This window comes from Kitasatospora sp. NPDC059599 (genome assembly GCF_042735125.1).
GTDB lineage: Bacteria > Actinomycetota > Actinomycetes > Streptomycetales > Streptomycetaceae > Kitasatospora.
This window is the reverse complement of the sequence record NZ_JBHWCL010000078.1, coordinates 24012-43242: the sequence shown is the minus strand read 5'-3', so window position 1 is coordinate 43242 and position 19231 is coordinate 24012. Positions and strand designations below refer to the sequence as shown.

Below are 19231 nucleotides of genomic sequence, written 5' to 3'. Positions count from 1 at the left end.
ACTGATCCACCCCGAAGGGCTTCACCGTTCGACTTGCATGTGTTAAGCACGCCGCCAGCGTTCGTCCTGAGCCAGGATCAAACTCTCCGTGAATGTTTACCCGTGATCGGGTCGACACCCGCGTTGAGCGGCACGGCAACCACCGGAATAGGGCGGTCCCGCGCACTGCGTCCTCGCTAGTGTTTGTTTCAAAAGGAATCTCCAACCCCAGGAAATCCTGAGGCCGGGGATGTCAACATATCTGGCGTTGACTTTTGGCACGCTGTTGAGTTCTCAAGGAACGGACGCTTCCTTCGGACCGCCTTCCAGCAGGCCCTCCGGGCTTTCGTTCGTGATTCCAGCTTAGCAGATGTTTTCCGCTCCGTTTACCGGGGCTTTTCGCATCTGAAATCTGGTGTTAACCGCCGAGTTGCGGCGACTCGACCAACCATAGCGGGTCGTCCGCCGCGGCGCGAATCGAGGCTCGCCCGGTGTCACCCGGGTGGCGGCATGATTTGTTGCTCTCGCGAGCATATACAGCAATGGTCCCGATTCGCCAAGATGCCTGTAGAGTGCGGCGCATCGGCCGAGAGGACTAGACCACTCGCGGGCCGATGGGACGCCGGCCAACAGGTGGGCACGGGGCGGGGTTTCGCCCGGGAATGTCGACAGATGTCCCTAGTTGACATGATTTAGGCTTCAGTTGATCGTCGTGCCGCTCCTCGCGGCCGCTCGCTGTACTGCGCTCTTGGGAGGCACAACCATGACCACTGTGACGTCGCCGCTGACCGGCAAGGTCGTCGGGCTCGCCGGCGTGCCCGACCCGGTGTTCTCGGGTGCGATGGTCGGCCCGGGCACCGCGATCGACCCGGTCCGTCGGCCCACCGAGGCGGTCGCCCCGGTGGACGGCGTCGTCGTCTCCATGCACCCGCACGCCTTCGTCGTCGTGGACGCCGAGGGCCACGGTGTGCTGACCCACCTCGGGATCGACACCGTCCAGCTCAACGGCGAGGGCTTCGAGCTGCTCGTCAACAAGGGCGACACGGTGACCCGCGGTCAGGCCGTCATCAAGTGGGACCCGGCCGCCGTCGAGGCCGCCGGCAAGTCGCCGATCTCCCCGATCGTCGCGCTGGAGGCCGCCCCGGACTCGCTCGGCGGCCTGCGGGAGGACGGCGAGGCCGTCTCCGGCGAGGCCCTGTTCAGCTGGAGCTGACTCCTCTCTATCCCCCACACACAGACTCAGCGGAGACAGGTACATGGAGAAGACACTGCGCGGCGTGGGTGTCAGCCACGGGGTCGCGATCGGCCAGGTGCGGCACATGGGGACGGCGGTGCTGGAGCCCCCGGCCACCCAGATCCCCACCGAGGACGCCCCGCGGGAGCAGGCCCGCGCCCAGGCCGCCGTCGAGGCCGTCGCCGCCGACCTGATCGCGCGCGGCAACCTGGCGGGCGGCGAGGCGCAGGCCGTGCTGGAGGCCCAGGCGCTGATGGCGCAGGACCCGGAGCTGATGGCCGACGTGTCCCGCCGGATCGCCGTCGGCAGCAGTGCCGAGCGCGGTGTGTACGACGCCTTCGCCGCCTACCGTGCGCTGCTCGCCTCCGCCGGGGAGTACCTGGCCGGGCGGGTCGCCGACCTGGACGACGTGCGGAACCGGATCGTGGCCCGGCTGCTCGGGGTGCCGATGCCGGGTGTGCCGGACAGCGACGAGCCCTACGTGCTGTTCGCCCGTGACCTCGCGCCGGCCGACACGGCGCTGCTGGACCCGGCGCTGGTGCTCGGCTTCGTGACCGAGGAGGGCGGGCCGACCAGCCACAGCGCCATCCTGGCGCGGGCGATGGGCGTGCCGGCCGTCGTCGCGCTGCCCGGTGCGACCGATGTCGCCGAGGGCACCGTCGTCGCCGTGGACGGCAGCTCCGGCGACGTGCTGCTGGAGCCTTCGCAGGAGAAGCAGGAGGAGCTGCGGGCGGCGGCCGCCGAGCGCAGGGCAGCGCTGGCTGCCTCCTCCGGCCCCGGCCAGACCTCGGACGGGCACCGCGTCCCGCTGCTGGCCAACGTGGGTGGCCCGGGGGACGTGCCGGCGGCGCTGGAGAACGGCGCCGAGGGTGTCGGCCTGTTCCGTACCGAGTTCCTGTTCCTGGACGACTCGGCGAAGGCCCCCACCGAGGAGAAGCAGGTCGAGGCGTACCGCAAGGTGCTGGAGGCCTTCCCCGAGGGGCGGGTCGTCGTCCGGGTGCTCGACGCGGGTGCGGACAAGCCGCTGGACTTCCTGACCCCGGCCGACGAGCCGAATCCGGCGCTGGGCGTGCGCGGCCTGCGCACCCTGCTGGAGCACCCCGAGGTGCTGCGCACCCAGCTGCGGGCGCTGGCCACCGCGGCCGAGGGCCTGCCGGTGCACCTTGAGGTGATGGCCCCGATGGTGGCCGACCGCAAGGACGCCAAGGACTTCGCGACCGCGTGCCGCGAGGCCGGGCTCGCCGCCAAGTTCGGTGCGATGGTGGAGATCCCGTCGGCCGCGCTGCGGGCCAGGTCGATCCTGCAGGAGGTCGAGTTCCTGTCGCTGGGGACCAACGACCTCGCGCAGTACACCTTCGCGGCCGACCGCCAGGTCGGTGCGCTGGCGCGACTGCAGGACCCGTGGCAGCCGGCGCTGCTGGACCTGGTCGCCGCGGCGGCCGACGCAGCGCGGGTGTCCGGCAAGAGCTGCGGTGTCTGCGGCGAGGCGGCGTCCGACCCGCTGCTGGCCGTGGTGCTGACCGGTCTTGGCGTCACCAGCCTCTCGATGGGCTCCGCGTCGATCCCGTACGTGCGGACCACGCTGGCCAAGTACACGCTGGCGCAGTGTCGCCGGGCGGCCGAGGCGGCCCGGGCCGCGGACGGTGCCGAGGAGGCACGGGCGGCGGCGCAGCAGGTGCTGTCCGGCGAGTAGGGACAGTGGACGGACCGAACGGGGCGCCCCACCACCGCGGTGGGGCGCCCCTTTCGTGCGCGCCGGGGCCGCTCAGGCCCGGCGGTCGACGCGGAGCTGCTCGAAGAAGCGCAGGTGCTCGATCTTGTCGACGGAGCCGGGGTTGACGGCCTGCTCCAGCGGCGTGCCGGAGAGGATGCGCTTGACCGGGACCTCGATCCGCTTGCCGGTGAGGGTGTGCGGCAGGCCGCGGACGGCGATGACCTCGTCGGGGACGTGGCGCGGGGAGAGCTCGGTGCGCAGGGAGGTGCGGATGCGCTTGATGAGGTCGTCGTTCAGCTCGGCGCCGGGCGCGAGGACGACGAACAGCGGCATCCAGTAGCCGCCGTCGGGCTCCTCCAGGCCGATGACCAGGGATTCGGCGATCTCGGGGAGGCGCTCGACCACCTCGTAGATGTCCGAGGAGCCCATCCGGACGCCCTGGCGGTTGAGGGTGGAGTCGGAGCGGCCGTGGATGACGACGGTGCCGCGGGAGGTGACGGTGATCCAGTCGCCGTGGCGCCAGACGCCGGGGTAGGTGTCGAAGTAGCTGTCGTGGTACCGGGTGCCCTCGGGGTCGTTCCAGAAGCCGGTGGGCATGGACGGGATGGGCTTGGTGACGACGAGTTCGCCGACGGCGTCCGTGAGCGGCTTGCCCTGGACGTCCCAGGACTCGACGGCGGCGCCGAGGCAGGGCGCCTGGATCTCGCCGAGGTGCACGGGGAGGGTGGGCACGCCGCCGACGAAGCATGAGCAGACGTCGGTGCCGCCGCTGACGGAGGCGAGCCAGACGTCCTCCTTGACCTCGTCGTAGATCCAGCGGAAGCCGTCGGGCGGCAGCGGGGAGCCGGTGGTGCCGATGCAGCGCACGGCGGAGAGGTCGAGGTCGCGGCCGGGGTGCAGCTCGGCCTTGCGGCTGGCGATCACGTAGGCGGCGGAGGTGCCGAGGACGGTGGCGCCGGTGCGGGCGGCGACGGACCACAGGGCGCCGGTGTCGGGGTGCCCGGGGCTGCCGTCGTAGGTGACGATCGTCGCGCCGACGAGGAGGCCGGCCAGCAGGAAGTTCCACATCATCCAGCCGGTGGACGTGTACCAGAGGAAGCGGTCCCGGGGGCCGAGGTCGAGGTGGAGGCCGGCCTGCTTGAGGTGTTCGAGCAGGATGCCGCCCTGGCTCTGGACGATGGCCTTGGGCAGGCCGGTGGTGCCGGAGGAGTAGAGGACCCAGAGCGGGTGGTCGAACGGGACCGGCTCGAAGACCGGTTCCACGTCGTCGGCGACCAGGTCGTCCCAGGTCAGGGCGCCCTCGGGGGCAGGGGAGCCGAGCAGCGGGACGTGCACGACGGTGCGCAGGCTGGGGAGCTCGCGGCGCAGCTCGGCGACGACCTCGGTGCGGTCGTGGTCCTTGCCGCCGTAGTGGTAGCCGTCGACGGCGAAGAGGACGGCGGGTTCGATCTGCTGCAGGCGGTCGAGGACGCTGCGGGCACCGAAGTCGGGGGCGCAGCCGGTCCAGACCGCGCCGACGGCGGCGGTGGCGAGGAAGGCGACGGCGGCCTGCGGGATGTTGGGCAGGTAGGCGCTGACGCGGTCGCCGGGGCCGATGCCCCGGGCGCGCAGGGCGGCGGCGAGGGAGCCGACCTGGCGGCGCAGCTCGGACCAGGTGAGGACGACGGGCTGCTCGGTGGTCTCGTCGACGTGGAGGACGGCCGGCCGGTCGGCGTTGGAGGGGTCCTCGGCGGCGCGCAGGGCGTGCTCGGCGTAGTTGAGGCGGGCGCCGGGGAACCAGCGGGCGCCCGGCATGGCCGGGTCGGCGAGGACGGCCTCGGGGGCCTCGGTGAAGCGGACGTCGAACCAGCGGGTGACCGCGGTCCAGAACCGGTCGAGGTCCTCGGTGGACCAGGCGTGCAGGTCGGCGTAGCGCTCGGCGGCCTGCTGGTCGTCGGCGGCCGGGGCCAGCGGGGCGGCCGGGGCGCCGTGGTGTTCGGCGGCCCAGGCCTGGAAGGCCACCAGGCTGGTGGCGGCGGCGCGAGCGGGGTTGGGGCGCCAGAGCGGCTGGTCCTGGGGTGGGGTGCTCACGGTGGTGGTCTCCCGGCCGGTGGTGGGGACGGGAGGGCTCGTGGCAGACCCGTCCGGTTGGGCTGTCGGTGCAGACCATGCCACGTGAGCGGCCGTCGCGCCAGGGTCGGCCGGGGCGCGGCGGGGTCGGTCAGCGGGGTCGGTCAGCGGGGGGCGAACTCGCCGCTGAACCAGCGGTGCAGGACGCTGTTGTGGAAGTCCCAGGCGAGCGGGGTGTCGGCGGTGGCGAGGTACCAGCCGTCGGTCTCGTCGGTGGGGCGCGAGGGCGGGAGCTCGGCGAGCGGGCGGGCGGGCAGCAGGCCGCAGAGCATGACGAAGCGGCCGTCGGGGTCGGAGCAGGTGTGGATCAGGGTGACCTCGGCGGGGTCGGCCGTGATGCCGGTCTCCTCGTGAAGTTCGCGGACGCAGGCCTGCTGCCAGCTCTCGCCGTAGTCCATGTAGCCGCCGGGGAAGGCGAGTTCGCCGTAGCCGGGTTCGATGGTGCGGCGGATGACGACCAGGGCGGGGGCGTCGTCGGGCCGGGTGACGGGCAGGACGGCGACCGCGACGGGAAGCGGGTTGCGGTAGCTGATCTCGGCGCAGCCGGGGCAGGTGCGGGGCCAGGCCCGGGTGTCGGGCGGGTACGGCGTGCCGCAGAAGTGGCAGTGGGAGAACGGCCGGTGGACGGCCCGGGCGGCTTCGTCAGTGGTCATGGCCGGATGGTAGTCCCGTCGGTCGGCGTGGTCCCCCGGTCTCCGGTGATCAGTGCTCGGGTGATCCGCGCTCCGGTGATCGGGGTCCGCGGTGATCAGTGGTGCGGGCCCTCGCCCGGGAGGCCCTCGCGGGCGGCGGTGGGGCGGAGCAGGGCGGGGTGCAGCAGGGCGGCGTCGCCCGCGTGGTAGGTGCGGGCCCGGGGGCCGCCGCGGGCGCCGCCGCGCGCGGTGGTGGTGCCGGTGCTCTCGACGAATCCGGGGACGGAGAGGACCTTGCGGTGGAAGTTGCCGGGGTGGAGCTTCTCGTCCCAGACCGCCTCGTAGACGGCGCGCAGGTCGGGGATGGTGAAGTCGTGGGGCAGGAAGGCGGTGGCCAGCGGGCTGTACTCGAGCTTGGCGCGCACCCGGTCGAGCCCGTCGGCGAGGATCCGGGCGTGGTCGAAGGCCAGCGCGAGCGGTGCGGGGCCGGTGCGCCCGTCGACGCCACCCCCCTGGGTGTCGGCGGGCGCACCGGCGGCTCCGGTCCGGCCGCGGGGCCGGAGGTCCAGGTCGCGGACGGGGTGCCAGGCGGCGGCCGCGGCGTCCGTCCCGGCCCGGGGGTCGGGGAGGTCCGGTGCGAAGGCGAGGTAGGCGACGGAAACGACGTGCATCCGCGGGTCCCGGTCGGGGGCTCCGTAGGTGCCGAGCTGTTCCAGGTGGAGCCGGCAGAGCGTGGCCTCGGCGTCGGAGGCGCTCTGCAGGCCGGTCTCCTCGGCGAGTTCGCGGGCGGCGGCCTCGTCCAGGCTCTCCTCGCCGGCCCTCAGGAAGCCACCGGGCAGTGCCCAGCAGCCCTGGTAGGGCGGGGCGCCGCGTTCGACGAGCAGGACGTGCAGGCCGCCGTGGCGCAAGGTCAGGGCGACCACGTCGACCGTGACGGCGATCGGGGCGTAGGCGCGCGGGTCGTACGCGGCGAGCCATTCCTGCTCGGCCGCGGGCCCGGTGCCGGGCCGGTCGTCCGCCGCCATCGCCGGTCCTCTCCGCGCTCTCGTGGCTCTCGTGTTCGTTCTTGTCTTCGGTGTGGTCAGGTGCTGTCGTTCTCGGCCTGAGCACAACGTAGTCATTCACGTTCCCCGGCGGCAAATGCTTTTCCCGGTCGGCGGGACGCTCCGCCTTCTAGGCTGTGACCAGCAGCGACCGTGCCAGAGGAGGCCGACATGCCCACTGCTCCCCCGCCGGACTTCGCCGCGGCGCTGGCCGCCGGTCCGCTGGTGCTGGACGGCGGGATGTCGAACCAGTTGGCGGCGGCGGGGCACGACCTGTCGGACGAGCTGTGGTCGGCGCGCCTGCTGGCGGACGACCCGGGGGCGGTGGTCGCGGCGCACCGGGCGTACTTCGAGGCCGGCGCGGACGTCGCCATCACGGCGAGCTACCAGGCGAGCTTCGCGGGCTTCGCCCGGCGCGGCGTGGGCCGGGCCGGTGCGGCGCGGCTGCTGGCGAGCAGCGTGGAGCTGGCCCGGGAGGCGGCGCGGGCCGAACCGGGCGGGCGGCGGCGCTGGGTGGCGGCGTCGGTGGGCCCGTACGGGGCGGTGCTGGCGGACGGCTCGGAGTACCGGGGCCGGTACGGGCTGGGCGTCGCGGAGCTGGTGGCCTTCCACCGGCCGCGGCTGGAGGTGCTGGCGGCGGCCGGGCCGGACGTGCTGGCGCTGGAGACGGTGCCGGACGCGGACGAGGCGCGGGCGCTGCTGGAGCTGGTGCGCGGGCTGGGGGTGCCGGCCTGGCTGTCGTTCAGCGTCGACGGGGACCGGACCCGGGCCGGGCAGCCGCTGGCGGAGGCGTTCGCGCTGGCGGCGGACGTGGACGAGGTGCTGGCGGTGGGCGTCAACTGCTGCACGCCGCAGGACGCGGACCGGGCGGTGGCGGTGGCCGCCGCGGTGACCGGGAAGCCGGTGGTGGTCTACCCCAACAGCGGGGAGCGGTGGGACGCCGAGAACCGGGGCTGGCGCGGGGAGCCGACCTTCCGCTCGTTCCGGGTGGGCGGCTGGCTCGCGGAGGGCGCGCGGCTGGTCGGCGGTTGCTGCCGGGTCGGCCCGGACGGGATCGCGGCCCTCGCGGCGGAGGTCGCGGTGCGCCGGAGCCGGCCCGCCGGCGCGGGAGGTTAGCACCCGACCGGAGGCGGACTACCGAGGGGGAAGGTGCACGGAGTCCGTCCAGCCTGGCAGACTCGTCCCGTCACCACTGCGGTCGACAATGTCGACCGCCTGTCCGCGCGGAGGTACCCATGCCCGGCCCGATCCAGTCGCTTTCCCGGGCCGCCGCGATCATGCGCCTGCTGGCCGGCGGTGAGCGCCGCCTCGGCCTGTCCGAGGTCGCGACGGCGCTTGACCTCGCCAAGGGCACCGCGCACGGCATCCTGCGCACGCTGCAGCAGGAGGGGTTCGTCGAGCAGGACCCGGAGAGCGGCAAGTACCAGCTGGGCGCGGAACTGCTGCGGCTGGGACAGAGCTACCTGGACGTCCACGAGCTGCGGGCGCGGGCCCTGGTGTGGGCGGACGACCTGGCCCGGGCGTCCGGGGAGACGGTCTACCTGGGGGTGCTGCACCAGCAGGGCGTGCTGATCGTGCACCACGTGTTCCGGCCGGACGACACCCGGCAAGTGCTGGAGGTCGGTTCGATGCAGCCGCTGCACAGCACCGCGCTGGGCAAGGTGCTGGTGGCCTACGACCCCGTCGCGCGCGGGGAGTTGGGTGACGGGCCGTACGAGTCCTACACCATGCGCACGCTGACCGAGGCGGCCGACGTGGACGCCGAGTGCGCGCTGATCCGCGAACGCGGCTGGGCCGACTCGGTGGAGGAGACCTGGGAGGGCGTGGCCTCGATCGGCGCGCTGATCCAGGACCGGCGGCGCAACCCGGTGGGCGCGGTGTGCATCAGCGGTGCGGTGGAACGGGTCTGCGAGGACGGCTTCGTGAAGCCCTCGCTGGTGGCCTCGGTGCGCAGCGCGGCGCGGGCGATCTCCCGCGACCTGGGCGCCGGCCGGTTCTGAGATACATCGTTCACATCGTCACGCTGAGGCGCGGACGGGCTGTCGGCCTGTCCGCGCCTTGGCGTTTTGTCCTGTTTCGGGGCGCTCCGCTCGGTAACTTCGGAGGGCGGGTCGAGGCGAGGGTCACAGCTGCGTAACCCTGCCTTGACGTGGGGCCGACCTGGGGAGGAAGCTTCCGCATGACGGTCGACATTGTCGAACGATGGCCGGGAAGATCACTCCCACAGTGCGCTCACTCCGCATAGCGATCGACCGGCCGCCTGCCCCCACCCGCACCTCCGGGCCATATGGACAAGGGAGTCTTTGTGTCCGCGTTCTCCAACGGCGACGTCTTCGTCGGTGAAACCCTCGGCACCGCCGCCCTGATACTCCTCGGCGGCGGCGTGTGCGCCGCCGTGACCCTCAAGAAGTCGAAGGCCATCAACGCCGGCTGGCTGGCGATCACCTTCGGCTGGGGATTCGCGGTCCTCATCGCCGCATACATGTCGGCTCCGAAGTCCGGCGCGCACCTCAATCCCGCCGTCACCATCGCGCTCGCGGTCAAGAGCGGCGACTGGAGCCAGGTGCCGCTCTACATCGGCTCGCAGATGCTCGGCGCGATCATCGGCGCCGTTCTGGTCTGGGCCACCTACCTCGGCCAGTTCAACGCCAACGAGGAACCCACCCTCGGCATCTTCTCGACCGGGCCCGAGATCCGGAACCCGTTCCAGAACGTGCTCACCGAGGTCATCGGCACCTTCGTGCTCTGCTTCGCGATCCTCACCATCGGCACCAACACCGGCCTCTCCCAGTCCGGTACCGGCACCCTGATGGTCGCCTTCACCGTCGTCGGCATCGGCCTCTCGCTGGGCGGCCCGACCGGCTACGCGATCAACCCGGCCCGTGACCTCGGCCCGCGCATCGCACACGCCCTGCTGCCGATCCCCAAGAAGGGCGGCTCCGACTGGTCGTACGCCTGGGTCCCGGTCGTCGGCCCGATCATCGGCGGCCTCGCGGCCGGCGGCGTGTACAACGCCCTCTTCTAAAGGCCCTCCCCCGAACAGCGGTGTCGACCGAACAGCGGTGTCGACCCCGCCGAACACGGGGACTGACCGAGAAGCGCGTCAGGCCCACCCACCCCGTAACCCCCGAACCCGAGCCGAGGACCCTCCCATGACCTCCACCGGTAACTACATCGCCGCGATCGACCAGGGCACCACCTCCAGCCGCTGCATCATCTTCGGCGCCGACGGCCGGATCGTCGCCGTCGACCAGCAGGAGCACCGGCAGATCTTCCCCCAGCCCGGCTACGTCGAGCACGACGCCGCAGAGATCTGGACCCGGGTGCAGTCGGTCGTCCGCGGCGCGCTGGAGAAGGCCGGCCTGACCAAGGACGACATCCGCGCCGTCGGCATCACCAACCAGCGCGAGACCACCGTCCTGTGGGACAAGAACACCGGTGAGCCGGTGCACAACGCGCTGGTGTGGCAGGACACCCGCACCGAGGGGCTCTGCCGCGAGCTCGGCCGCAACGTCGGCCAGGACCGCTTCCGCCGCGAGACCGGCCTCCCGCTGGCCAGCTACTTCGCCGGCCCGAAGATCCGCTGGCTGCTGGACAACGTCGAGGGCCTGCGCGAGCGCGCCGAGGCCGGCGACATCCTGTTCGGCACCATGGACACCTGGGTGATCTGGAACCTCACCGGCGGTGTCGACGGCGGCAAGCACGTCACCGACGTGACCAACGCCAGCCGCACCATGCTGATGAACCTCAAGACGCTCGCCTGGGACGAGAGCATCGCCGAGTCGATGGGCGTGCCGATGGCCGTCCTGCCGGAGATCCGCTCCTCCGCCGAGGTGTACGGCGAGGCCGTCGGCGACCTGGCCGGCGTCCCGGTCGCCTCCGCGCTCGGCGACCAGCAGGCCGCGCTGTTCGGCCAGACCTGCTTCAACGAGGGCGAGGCCAAGTCCACCTACGGCACCGGCACCTTCCTGCTGCTCAACACCGGCGAGAAGATCGTCAACTCGTACCACGGCCTGCTGACCACCGTCGGCTACCGGATCGGCGACCAGGCCCCGGTGTACGCCCTGGAAGGCTCCATCGCCGTCACCGGCTCGCTCGTCCAGTGGCTGCGCGACCAGCTCGGCATCATCTCCACCGCCGCCGAGATCGAGACCCTCGCCAACACGGTCGAGGACAACGGCGGCGCCTACTTCGTCCCGGCCTTCTCCGGCCTGTTCGCCCCGTACTGGCGCTCCGACGCCCGCGGTGTGATCGCCGGTCTGACCCGGTACGTCACCAAGGGCCACCTGGCCCGGGCCGTCCTGGAGGCCACCGCCTGGCAGACCCGCGAGGTCGTCGACGCCATGCAGAAGGACTCCGGGGTCGAGCTCACCGCCCTCAAGGTCGACGGCGGCATGACCAGCAACAACCTGCTCATGCAGAACATCGCCGACGTCCTGGACGCCCCGGTCGAGCGCCCGTACGTGGCCGAGACCACCGCCCTCGGCGCCGCCTACGCGGCCGGTCTCGCCGTCGGCTTCTGGAACGACCTCGACACCCTGCGGGCCAACTGGCACCGCGCCGCCGAGTGGACCCCGCGCATGGACGAGGCCACCCGGGAGCGCGAGTACAAGAAGTGGCTCAAGGCCGTGGAGCGCACCATGGGCTGGGTGGAGGAGGAAGAGACCAACTGACCGACCCGCCGGTCGGGGCCCCGCGCCCCGGCCGGCCGCCCGCTGTTCCGGCAACGGGCGCAACCGTGTTTCACCGGCCCGCCGCACCGGGCCGACCGGCCTCTCCCGCAGGGGCCGCACCGCACCCGAGAGGAGTAACGGCGCCGCCCGACCAGCGCGCCGTACACAACCACCATGGCAACCATCCCGACCCTGGGCGCCGAGCGCACCGCCGGCCGCACCGCCTCCCGCGCCGAGACCCGTGAGCTGCTCGGCAAGGCCACCTACGACCTGCTGGTGATCGGGGGCGGCATCCTCGGCACGGCCGTCGCCTGGACCGCGTCCCAGGCCGGCCTGAAGGTCGCCATGGTCGACGCCGGCGACTTCGCCGGTGCCACCTCCAGCGCCTCCTCCAAGCTCGTCCACGGCGGTCTGCGCTACCTGCAGACCGGCGCGGTCAAGCTGGTCGCGGAGAACCACAAGGAGCGCCGCGCGCTCTCCACCGACGTGGCCCCGCACCTGGTCAACCCGCTCACCTTCTTCGTGCCGGTCTACAAGGGCGGCCCGCACGGCGCGGCCAAGCTCGGCGCCGGCGTGTTCCTGTACTCGGCGCTCTCCGCCTTCCGCGACGGCATGGGCCGGGTCTCGACCGCCGCGCACGCCGCCCAGCAGGTGCCCGCGCTGCGCACCGAGGGCCTGCGCTCGGTGGCCGTCTACGGCGACCACCAGATGAACGACTCGCGCGTCGCGGTGATGACCGTGCGCGCCGCCGTCGACGCCGGCGCCGTGGTGCTCAACCACGCCGAGGTCACCGGCCTGCGCTTCACCGGCAGCCGGGTCACCGGCGCCGAGCTGCGCGACCGCCTGGACGGCACCGAGTTCGGCGTCGACGCCCGCCTGGTACTCAACGCCACCGGCCCGTGGGTCGACCACCTGCGCAAGATGGAGGACGCCGGCGCCGCGCCGTCGATCCGCCTCTCCAAGGGCGCCCACGTCGTGGTCAAGCGCCGCTCGCCGTGGCGCGCCGCGCTGACCATCCCGATCGACAAGTACCGCGTCTCCTTCGCCATCCCGTGGGAGGACCACGTCCTCCTCGGCACCACCGACGAGGAGTACACCGGCGACCCGAAGGACGTCCGGGCCACCGACGCGGACATCGACCAGATCATGGGCGAGGCCGCGCACGCGATCCGCGACGAGCACCTCGACCGCGACCTGGTCACCTACTCCTTCGCCGGCCTGCGCGTGCTGCCGGGCGGCCCGGGCGACACCGCCGCCGCCAAGCGCGAGACGGTCGTCACCGAGGGCAAGGGCGGCATGCTGTCGGTCTCCGGCGGCAAGTGGACCACCTACCGCCACATCGGCCGCACCGTGCTGGAGAAGCTGGCCCACGTGCCCGGCACCAGCCTCGGCGAGGACATGTCCCCGATCGCCCCGACCGTCCCGCTGCCGGGCGTCGGCGCGCCGAACGCGGTCGCGCACCGCCTGCTGATCGACCGCGAGCCGGGCTCGCGCATGGAGCCGCTGGTCGCCAAGCACCTGGCCAGCCACTACGGCACGCTCTCCTTCGAGATCGCCCGCCTGATCGACGAGAACCCGGAGCTCGGCCGGCCGATCCACGAGGACGGGCCGGACGTCTGGGCGCAGGTCGCGTACGCGGCGGACAACGAGTGGGCGTACACGGCGGACGACGTGCTGCGCCGCCGCACCACCATGACGGTGCGCGGACTGGACACGCCGGAGATCCGGGCCGACGTCGAGGCCTTCCTGGCGAAGAAGGCCGGCAAGTAACCACCGCAGGACGGTACGACGGGCGGGCGTCCGGGGTTTCCCCGGGCGCCCGCCCGTCGCTTTGCCCGCCCGTCGAGCTGCGCGGGTGGCGCACTGCCGGGGCGGCGCCGCGTCGGGTGGGCGCTGCGTCGGGTGAGCTCCGCGTCAGACCGGCGTGCCGGCCTTGACCACGTGCCGGAGGTACCGCTCCGGGCGGGTGAGGACGGTGAGGTCGGCCAGCGGGTCGCCGTCGACGACGAGCAGGTCGGCGTGGGCGCCCGGGGCGAGGGTGCCGATCTCCCCCGCCATGCCGAGCAGCCGAGCCGCCGTGGTGGTCGCCGAGCGGAGCACGTCCGCGACCGGCTGGACGCGGGCGCGGAGGGTGAACTCCTCCAGCTGGGCCGGGTGCAGCGGGCCCAGCAGGTCGCTGCCGTAGACCAGGTTGACGCCCGCGCGGTGGGCGCGCTCCAGGGCGTCGAGGCCCCGGTCGCGGACCTCGGCGAGCTTGCCGACGGAGGCGGGCGGCAGGCCGGAGGCGGCACCGAGCCTGGCGGTCTGCTCGTAGGCGACCAGGGTCGGGACCAGGAAGGCGTCCTTCTCCAGCAGCAGGGCGACCGTGCCGTCGTCCAGCAGGTTGCCGTGCTCGACGCAGCGCACCCCGGCCCGCAGGGCGCGGTCGATCGCGCGCGGGTGGTAGGCGTGCACGGTGACGTAGCGGTTGTGGTTCTCCGCTTCCTCGACCGCCGCGCGGATCTCCTCCTCGCTGTACTGGACGGCCGCGATCTCGTCGTGCGGGGAGGCGACGCCGCCGGAGAGCAGCACCTTGAGGTGGCGCGCGCCCTTGCGGAACTCGTCCCGGGCGGCGGCCCGTACGGCGTCCACGCCGTCGGCGATCCGGCCGAAGTTCGGCCGCGACTCGCAGCAGGGCAGGGCGTCGTCGCCGAGCGGGCGCAGGTCACCGTGGCCGCCGGTCTGGGACAGCGCCTTGCCGCCGTGCAGCAGCCGGGGGCCGGGCACCAGGCCCTCGGCGAGGGCGCGGGCCATGCCGTGGTCGGCGCCGCCGACGTCGCGCACGGTGGTGAAGCCGCGGCGCAGCATGCGCCCGGCTTCGGCGAGGGCGCGGGCGGTCGCGTAGCCGGGGGTCCAGTCGGCGACGTCGCGCAGGTCGAGCGAGGTGACCAGCAGGTGGACGTGGGCGTCGATCAGGCCGGGCAGGACGGTGCCGCCGGCGGCGTCGACCACCCGGACGCCGTCGCCCGCGGCCGGCGGACGGCCGGTGCCGGTGGCGGCGATCCGGCCGTCGGCGGCCTCCAGCCAGCCGAGGTCGGTGCGGGTGCCGTCCTCGGGGTGGAGCAGGTGGGCGTTGGTGATCAGCAGTCGGCTCATGGCGGTGGTCCCCCTCGGGTCCGGTACGGCGGTGGGCTGCGGCGGTCCGGGCCCGGGTCTCCGGGCCCGGCCGGCCCGGCACGGCGGGTTCGGGCACGGCGGTTCGGGCACGGCGGTCGGCGCGGCCTCCGCCATTCAGTACGGCTCGTATTGAATACGACCTGTACTGAATACACCATGTATCGTTCTCCTGTGAACCCACCCCCCGCCGATACCGCCCCCGCCCGGCCTCCCCGCCGCCGCGTCCACACCCGGGCCCGGCTGCTCGCCGCGGCGGGCGAGCTGTTCCTCACCGTCGGCTTCGCCCGGACGAGCATCGAGGACGTCTGCGCCGCCGCCGGCTACACCCGGGGCGCCTTCTACTCCAACTTCGGCAGCAAGGAGGACCTGCTCCTGGCCCTCTTCGACGACCAGGCGGCGCTGCGGATGACCGAACTGGAGCAGTTGGCCGCCGCCTGCGAGGCGCTGCCGCCCCAGGAGCGGGCCCGACTGCTGGTCGAGGCTCTGCTGCGGGTCGAACCCGCGGAGACCGGGTGGATCCTGCTGTTCCTGGAGTTCCGGCTGGTCGCCGCCCGGACGGAGGCGCTCGCCGAACAGGTCGCCGCACACGATCGGACCGTCGCCCGGGCGCTGGCCGACGTCCTGGAGCGGGCGCTGCCGGAGCTGGTGCCCCCGGGCGCGAGCGCCGGGCAGGCCGCGGCGGTGGTCCTCGCCGCGCGGGAGGGACTGCTGGCCAGGACGGCGGCAGGCGGGGCCGTCGCGGAGGAACTGCTGGGGGCGACGGCGGCGGTGCTGTCGGGGCTGCTGGGCCCGTCGAGCTGAGGAACGTCGTAGGGGCGGCACCCGTACGGTCACGGGTGCCGCCCCTGCGGCGGTGCTGCGGTGCGGCGGTGCTGCGGTGCTGCGGTCGGGACGCTAGACGATCAGGCTCAGCGGCAGGATCAGGGCTATCGCGACGACCGAGATCACCGTCTCCATCACCGACCAGGACTTCAGCGTCTGCCCGACGCTCATCCCGAAGTACTCCTTCACCAGCCAGAAGCCGGCGTCGTTGACGTGCGAGAAGAACAGCGAGCCGGCGCCGATCGCGAGGACCAGCAGCGCCGAGTGGGTCGAGGACATGGTCGCGGCGAGCGGGGAGACGATGCCCGCCGCGGTGATCGTGGCGACCGTCGCCGAGCCGGTGGCCAGGCGGATCAGCACGGCTATCAGCCAGCCCAGCAGCAGCGCGGAGATGTGCCACTTGCCGGACCACTCGCTGACCGCGTTGCCGACGCCCACGTCGATCAGGGTCTGCTTGAAGCCGCCGCCCGCGCCGACGATGAAGACGATGCCCGCGATCGGACCGAGCGACTTGCCGACGGTGTCGGAGATCCGGGCCTTGTCGAAGCCGGCCGCCCTGCCGAGGGTCAGCATGGCGAGCAGGGTCGCGGCGAGCAGGGCGATCAGCGGGGAGCCGATGAAGTCGAACACCCGCTGGGCGGGCGCCTTCGGGTCGTCGATCACCACGTCGGCCAGCGCCTTGCCGAGCATCAGTACGACCGGCAGCAGGATGGTCGCCAGCACCGCGCCGAAGGACGGCGTGCGGTCGGGCTTGACCGTCTCCTCGGGGGCGGTGGCGGCCGGGATCTCCAGCGGGCCGACCCAGCGCTCGGCGACCCGTGCGAACAGCGGGCCGGCGATGATCAGGGTCGGGACGGCGATCAGCAGGCCGAGTGCCAGGGTGATGCCGAGGTCGGCCTTCAGGGCGTCGACGGCGACGAGCGGGCCAGGGTGCGGGGGCACCAGACCGTGCAGCACCGACAGGCCGGCCAGGGCCGGGATGCCGACCCGCATCAGCGGCACGTTGCCGCGGCGGGCCACCAGCAGCACGATCGGGATCAGCAGGACGACGCCGACCTCGAAGAACAGCGGCAGGCCGAGCACGGCCGCGATCAGCGCCATCGCCCAGGGCAGCGCCTTGGCGCCCGTACGGGAGAGCACGGTGTCCGCGATGATGTTCGCGCCGCCGGAGTCGGCGAGCAGCTTGCCGAGCATCGCGCCGAGGCCGATCAGCAGGCCGACGCTCGCCACGGTGGCGCCGAAGCCCGTGGAGAAGCTGGCGAGCAGCTTGTCGAAGGGGGCGCCCGCGACGGCGGCCAGCAGGCCGGAGCCGAGCGTGAGGGCGAGGAACGGGTGCAGCTTCAGCTTGGTGATCAGTACGACGATCGCACCGATGCTGACCAGCACCGCGATCAGCAGCTGGGTGTTGCTGCCGGTGTGCGCCAGGGCCGGTGGGGCGGCCGCCAGCAGGGTGGGGGAGCTCATGCTCACGCGAGGTCTCCATTGACGGGCCGCAGCAGCGCCGCGGCCATCTCGACGAGTTCTTCGGGGGACGGGCCCACGTCCAGGACCGCGCCGCGCTCGTCCGCCTCCAGGGGTTCCAGGGCGGCGTACTGCGAGCCGAGCAGCGACGACGGCATGAAGTGGCCGGAGCGGTGGTTGATCCGGTCCTCGACCAGCTCGTGGCCACCGCTGAGGTGCAGGAAGAAGGCGCCCGGGCAGGCCGCGCGCAGGGTGTCGCGGTAGCCGTGCTTCAGGGCCGAGCAGGTGACCACGCCGCCGGTGCCGTCCTCGGTCCGCTCCCGGAGCCAGGCGCCGATGGCGCGCAGCCAGGGGGCGCGGTCCTCGTCGTCCAGCGGGATGCCGGCCGACATCTTGGCGATGTTGGCCGCCGGGTGGAAGTCGTCCGCCTCGGCGAAGGGGAGGTCGAGGCGGTCCGCCAGCATGCGGGCCAGGGTGGTCTTGCCGACGCCGGAGACGCCCATCACCACGACGGTGAGGGGGGTTTCCGGGTGGTCGTGGTTCTCGACGCTGAGAGCCATGGGTGGTGCTCCTTCGTTGCCTGGCCGCCACTATCGCCTCAAAGATATGACGTATTCAAGTGGCGGAAACCAAATCGTCATACTTTTGGTTCCCGGGGTGCCGGGCCCGTGCGACCGGGGGCGCGGGCGCGTCGGAGGTGGCGGGTGGGGCGCGGGTGGGGCGGATCACACCGCGACGGAGGGTGACGTGGGGGTTGCCGGCCGGGGACGTCTAGGCTGGGCGGATGGAGATCCAGGGGCTGCCCGGGCGGCTGCTTGACGAGCTCGGACCGGCGCTCGCGTCCGGCGAGATTCCCGAGGGCGCGGTACTGCGCGGGGAGGAGCTGGAGGAGCGCTTCGGGGTGTCCCGGACGGTGGTCCGGGAGGCCGTGCGGATCCTGGAGGGGATGCGCATGGTGGCCTCCCGGCGGCGGGTCGGGATCACCGTGCTGCCGAAGTCGCTCTGGGACGTCTTCGACCCGATGGTGATCCGCTGGCGCCTGGCCGGATCGGACCGGCCCGCCCAGCTGCGCTCGCTCGGCTCGCTGCGGGTGGCCGTCGAGCCGGCCGCGGCGGCGCTCGCCGCAGTCCACGCCACCGACGACGACCGGCGCGAACTCAGCTCACTGGCCGTGGAGTTGACAGTCGCCGCGCGCGATGCCGACCTGACCACCTTCCTCGGGCACGACATCGCCTTCCACGCCCTGGTGCTGCGCGCCTCCGGCAACGAGATGTTCGCCCACCTCGGGGACACCGTGGGGGCGGTGCTCACCGGCCGGACCGAGTACCATCTGATGCCCCATCAGCCGGAGCCGTACGCGATCCGGTTGCACCGCGAGGTCGCCGACGCGATCTGCTCGGGCCGCTCCGACGAGGCCGAGCAGGCGATGCGGACGATCGTCACCGGCGCGCTGGAGGAGCTCAACCAACAGTTGAGCTGACCCTCCGTCCGGGCACCGCCCGGACCGGCACGGCCGGACCGGCACGGCCGGACCGGACGGCCCGACACCGGGCGACACGGCCCGACGACCGGGCGACACGGCCGGATGACACGGTTTGGCGGTAGTTCGGTGCATTCGGACGCATAGTCCTGGTTCGGTGGGGCAGAGTGAGCCGGGGGGCGCATTTCGTGTGCGCCCGTTCCGTGCCCGCTGCCGAATCCGCGCCTGGGGGTCGCTCGATGTCCGTGCCACGCCGCCGTCGCCGCCTTCCCGACGAGGTGCGCGCCGCCGCAGTCCGGGCGGTGCTCTCCCTCGCCTTCACCCTGGTGGGCGCGGTCGTCGCGACCCTGTCCTCGTACGCGGGCAGTTGGATGCTGACGCCCGCGCTGATGGCCATGGGGCTCGGGGTGTTCGGCACCATGTGGTGCCTGCTGGAGATCCTGATCTCCCGCCAGGTCGCCGCGCAGCGGATGCGGCCGCCGGGCTCCGCGTACCCGATGGCGGGCAGTCGCACGCCCTCGGAACCGCTGGCCGCCCGCCCGTTCCCGCGCCCCGGCCAGTCCGTCCACCGGCAGCCGCAGCAGTCGGTGTACCGGCAGCCGCAACAGCAGCCCCACCAGCAGCCGCCGCAACCGCCGCACCAGTCGCGGGTGTCGACCCCCCGCCCCTGAGACCGGACACGAACTCCCCCAGCAGGGTGCCCTGTTCACCGTGCCCAACCGGGGCTACCGCGCTTCCGCCCGCTGACCGGACCGCAGCCGGCCGGCGCGGTCGACGACCTGGTCACGCCCGCCGTCCGCGTCCACTCGGAGAACCCGGGTCCGCTCTCGCCCCGGCTCTGCTGGTGACACCGGGGCACGATCACCGACCCGACCCGGATCGACGAGACGGAGCGCTCCTCCTCGATCGCCCCGCCCGCCGAACTCAC

General features: G+C 73.0%; 16 protein-coding genes and 1 rRNA gene. 10 read left to right on the top strand and 7 right to left on the bottom strand.

What is annotated here, in order from left to right; all coding sequences use genetic code 11:
• Positions 1–93, bottom strand: a 16S ribosomal RNA gene (locus ACFV04_RS25450); the annotation flags it as partial.
• A 649-nt stretch (positions 94–742) separates the two neighbouring features.
• Here ACFV04_RS25450 and ACFV04_RS25445 point away from each other — a divergent pair.
• Both ACFV04_RS25445 and ptsP read left to right on the top strand, forming a co-directional pair.
• Positions 743–1192, top strand: coding sequence for a PTS glucose transporter subunit IIA (locus tag ACFV04_RS25445; RefSeq protein WP_380345006.1), 450 nt, complete (start codon positions 743–745; stop codon positions 1190–1192).
• 43 nt (positions 1193–1235) lie between these two features.
• Positions 1236–2906 (top strand): phosphoenolpyruvate--protein phosphotransferase, encoded by a 1671-nt coding sequence (gene ptsP, locus ACFV04_RS25440; protein WP_380345008.1) that lies wholly within the window; start codon positions 1236–1238, stop codon positions 2904–2906.
• Between the two features lie 72 nt (positions 2907–2978).
• Here the strand turns inward: ptsP and ACFV04_RS25435 are convergent, their stop codons facing one another.
• From ACFV04_RS25435 to ACFV04_RS25425, 3 genes are all read right to left on the bottom strand, one after another.
• The gene (locus ACFV04_RS25435; protein ID WP_380532594.1) at positions 2979–4997 is read right to left on the bottom strand and encodes an acetoacetate--CoA ligase; all 2019 of its coding nucleotides are present in this window, start codon (positions 4995–4997) and stop codon (positions 2979–2981) included.
• A 143-nt stretch (positions 4998–5140) separates the two neighbouring features.
• A complete protein-coding gene (locus ACFV04_RS25430; RefSeq protein WP_380532591.1) occupies positions 5141–5689 on the bottom strand; it encodes an NUDIX domain-containing protein in 549 nt (182 codons plus the stop codon).
• Between the two features lie 95 nt (positions 5690–5784).
• Entirely contained in the window at positions 5785–6693 is a 909-nt protein-coding gene (locus ACFV04_RS25425) for an NUDIX domain-containing protein (RefSeq protein ID WP_380532589.1), read from the bottom strand.
• Positions 6694–6882: 189 nt separating this feature from the next.
• Here ACFV04_RS25425 and mmuM point away from each other — a divergent pair, with 189 nt between their 5' ends.
• The 5 genes from mmuM to ACFV04_RS25400 all read left to right on the top strand — a co-directional run bounded on the left by mmuM (position 6883) and on the right by ACFV04_RS25400 (position 13154).
• Positions 6883–7827, top strand: a complete 945-nt coding sequence (gene mmuM / locus ACFV04_RS25420) for a homocysteine S-methyltransferase (protein ID WP_380532586.1) — start codon at positions 6883–6885, stop codon at positions 7825–7827.
• A gap of 119 nt (positions 7828–7946) precedes the next feature.
• Positions 7947–8711: an IclR family transcriptional regulator gene (locus ACFV04_RS25415; RefSeq protein ID WP_380345018.1), complete on the top strand. Its 765-nt coding sequence runs from the start codon at positions 7947–7949 to the stop codon at positions 8709–8711.
• A gap of 305 nt (positions 8712–9016) precedes the next feature.
• The gene (locus ACFV04_RS25410; RefSeq protein WP_380345020.1) at positions 9017–9736 is read left to right on the top strand and encodes an MIP/aquaporin family protein; all 720 of its coding nucleotides are present in this window, start codon (positions 9017–9019) and stop codon (positions 9734–9736) included.
• A 127-nt stretch (positions 9737–9863) separates the two neighbouring features.
• Entirely contained in the window at positions 9864–11384 is a 1521-nt protein-coding gene (gene glpK / locus ACFV04_RS25405; RefSeq protein WP_360262518.1) for a glycerol kinase GlpK, read from the top strand.
• Positions 11385–11558: 174 nt separating this feature from the next.
• Positions 11559–13154, top strand: a complete 1596-nt coding sequence (locus ACFV04_RS25400; protein WP_380345022.1) for an FAD-dependent oxidoreductase — start codon at positions 11559–11561, stop codon at positions 13152–13154.
• Positions 13155–13298: 144 nt separating this feature from the next.
• Here the strand turns inward: ACFV04_RS25400 and ACFV04_RS25395 are convergent, their stop codons facing one another.
• Positions 13299–14519, bottom strand: coding sequence for an amidohydrolase family protein (locus ACFV04_RS25395; RefSeq protein WP_380532581.1), 1221 nt, complete (start codon positions 14517–14519; stop codon positions 13299–13301).
• Positions 14520–14711: 192 nt separating this feature from the next.
• Here ACFV04_RS25395 and ACFV04_RS25390 point away from each other — a divergent pair, with 192 nt between their 5' ends.
• Complete coding sequence (locus ACFV04_RS25390) at positions 14712–15341, top strand: TetR/AcrR family transcriptional regulator (RefSeq protein ID WP_380532578.1); 630 nt, start codon at positions 14712–14714, stop codon at positions 15339–15341.
• Positions 15342–15434: 93 nt separating this feature from the next.
• Here the strand turns inward: ACFV04_RS25390 and ACFV04_RS25385 are convergent, their stop codons facing one another.
• Both ACFV04_RS25385 and ACFV04_RS25380 read right to left on the bottom strand, forming a co-directional pair.
• Positions 15435–16826, bottom strand: coding sequence for a gluconate:H+ symporter (locus ACFV04_RS25385; protein ID WP_380532602.1), 1392 nt, complete (start codon positions 16824–16826; stop codon positions 15435–15437).
• 2 nt (positions 16827–16828) lie between these two features.
• The gene (locus tag ACFV04_RS25380) at positions 16829–17383 is read right to left on the bottom strand and encodes a gluconokinase (protein WP_380532576.1); all 555 of its coding nucleotides are present in this window, start codon (positions 17381–17383) and stop codon (positions 16829–16831) included.
• Positions 17384–17607: 224 nt separating this feature from the next.
• Here ACFV04_RS25380 and ACFV04_RS25375 point away from each other — a divergent pair, with 224 nt between their 5' ends.
• Together ACFV04_RS25375 and ACFV04_RS25370 are read left to right on the top strand one after the other, a co-directional pair.
• Entirely contained in the window at positions 17608–18303 is a 696-nt protein-coding gene (locus tag ACFV04_RS25375) for a FadR/GntR family transcriptional regulator (RefSeq protein ID WP_380345028.1), read from the top strand.
• A gap of 239 nt (positions 18304–18542) precedes the next feature.
• Positions 18543–18974 carry a hypothetical protein gene (locus tag ACFV04_RS25370; protein WP_380532573.1) on the top strand — a complete coding sequence of 144 codons (432 nt, stop codon included), beginning with the start codon at positions 18543–18545 and terminating at the stop codon, positions 18972–18974.
• Positions 18975–19231 lie beyond the last annotated feature (257 nt).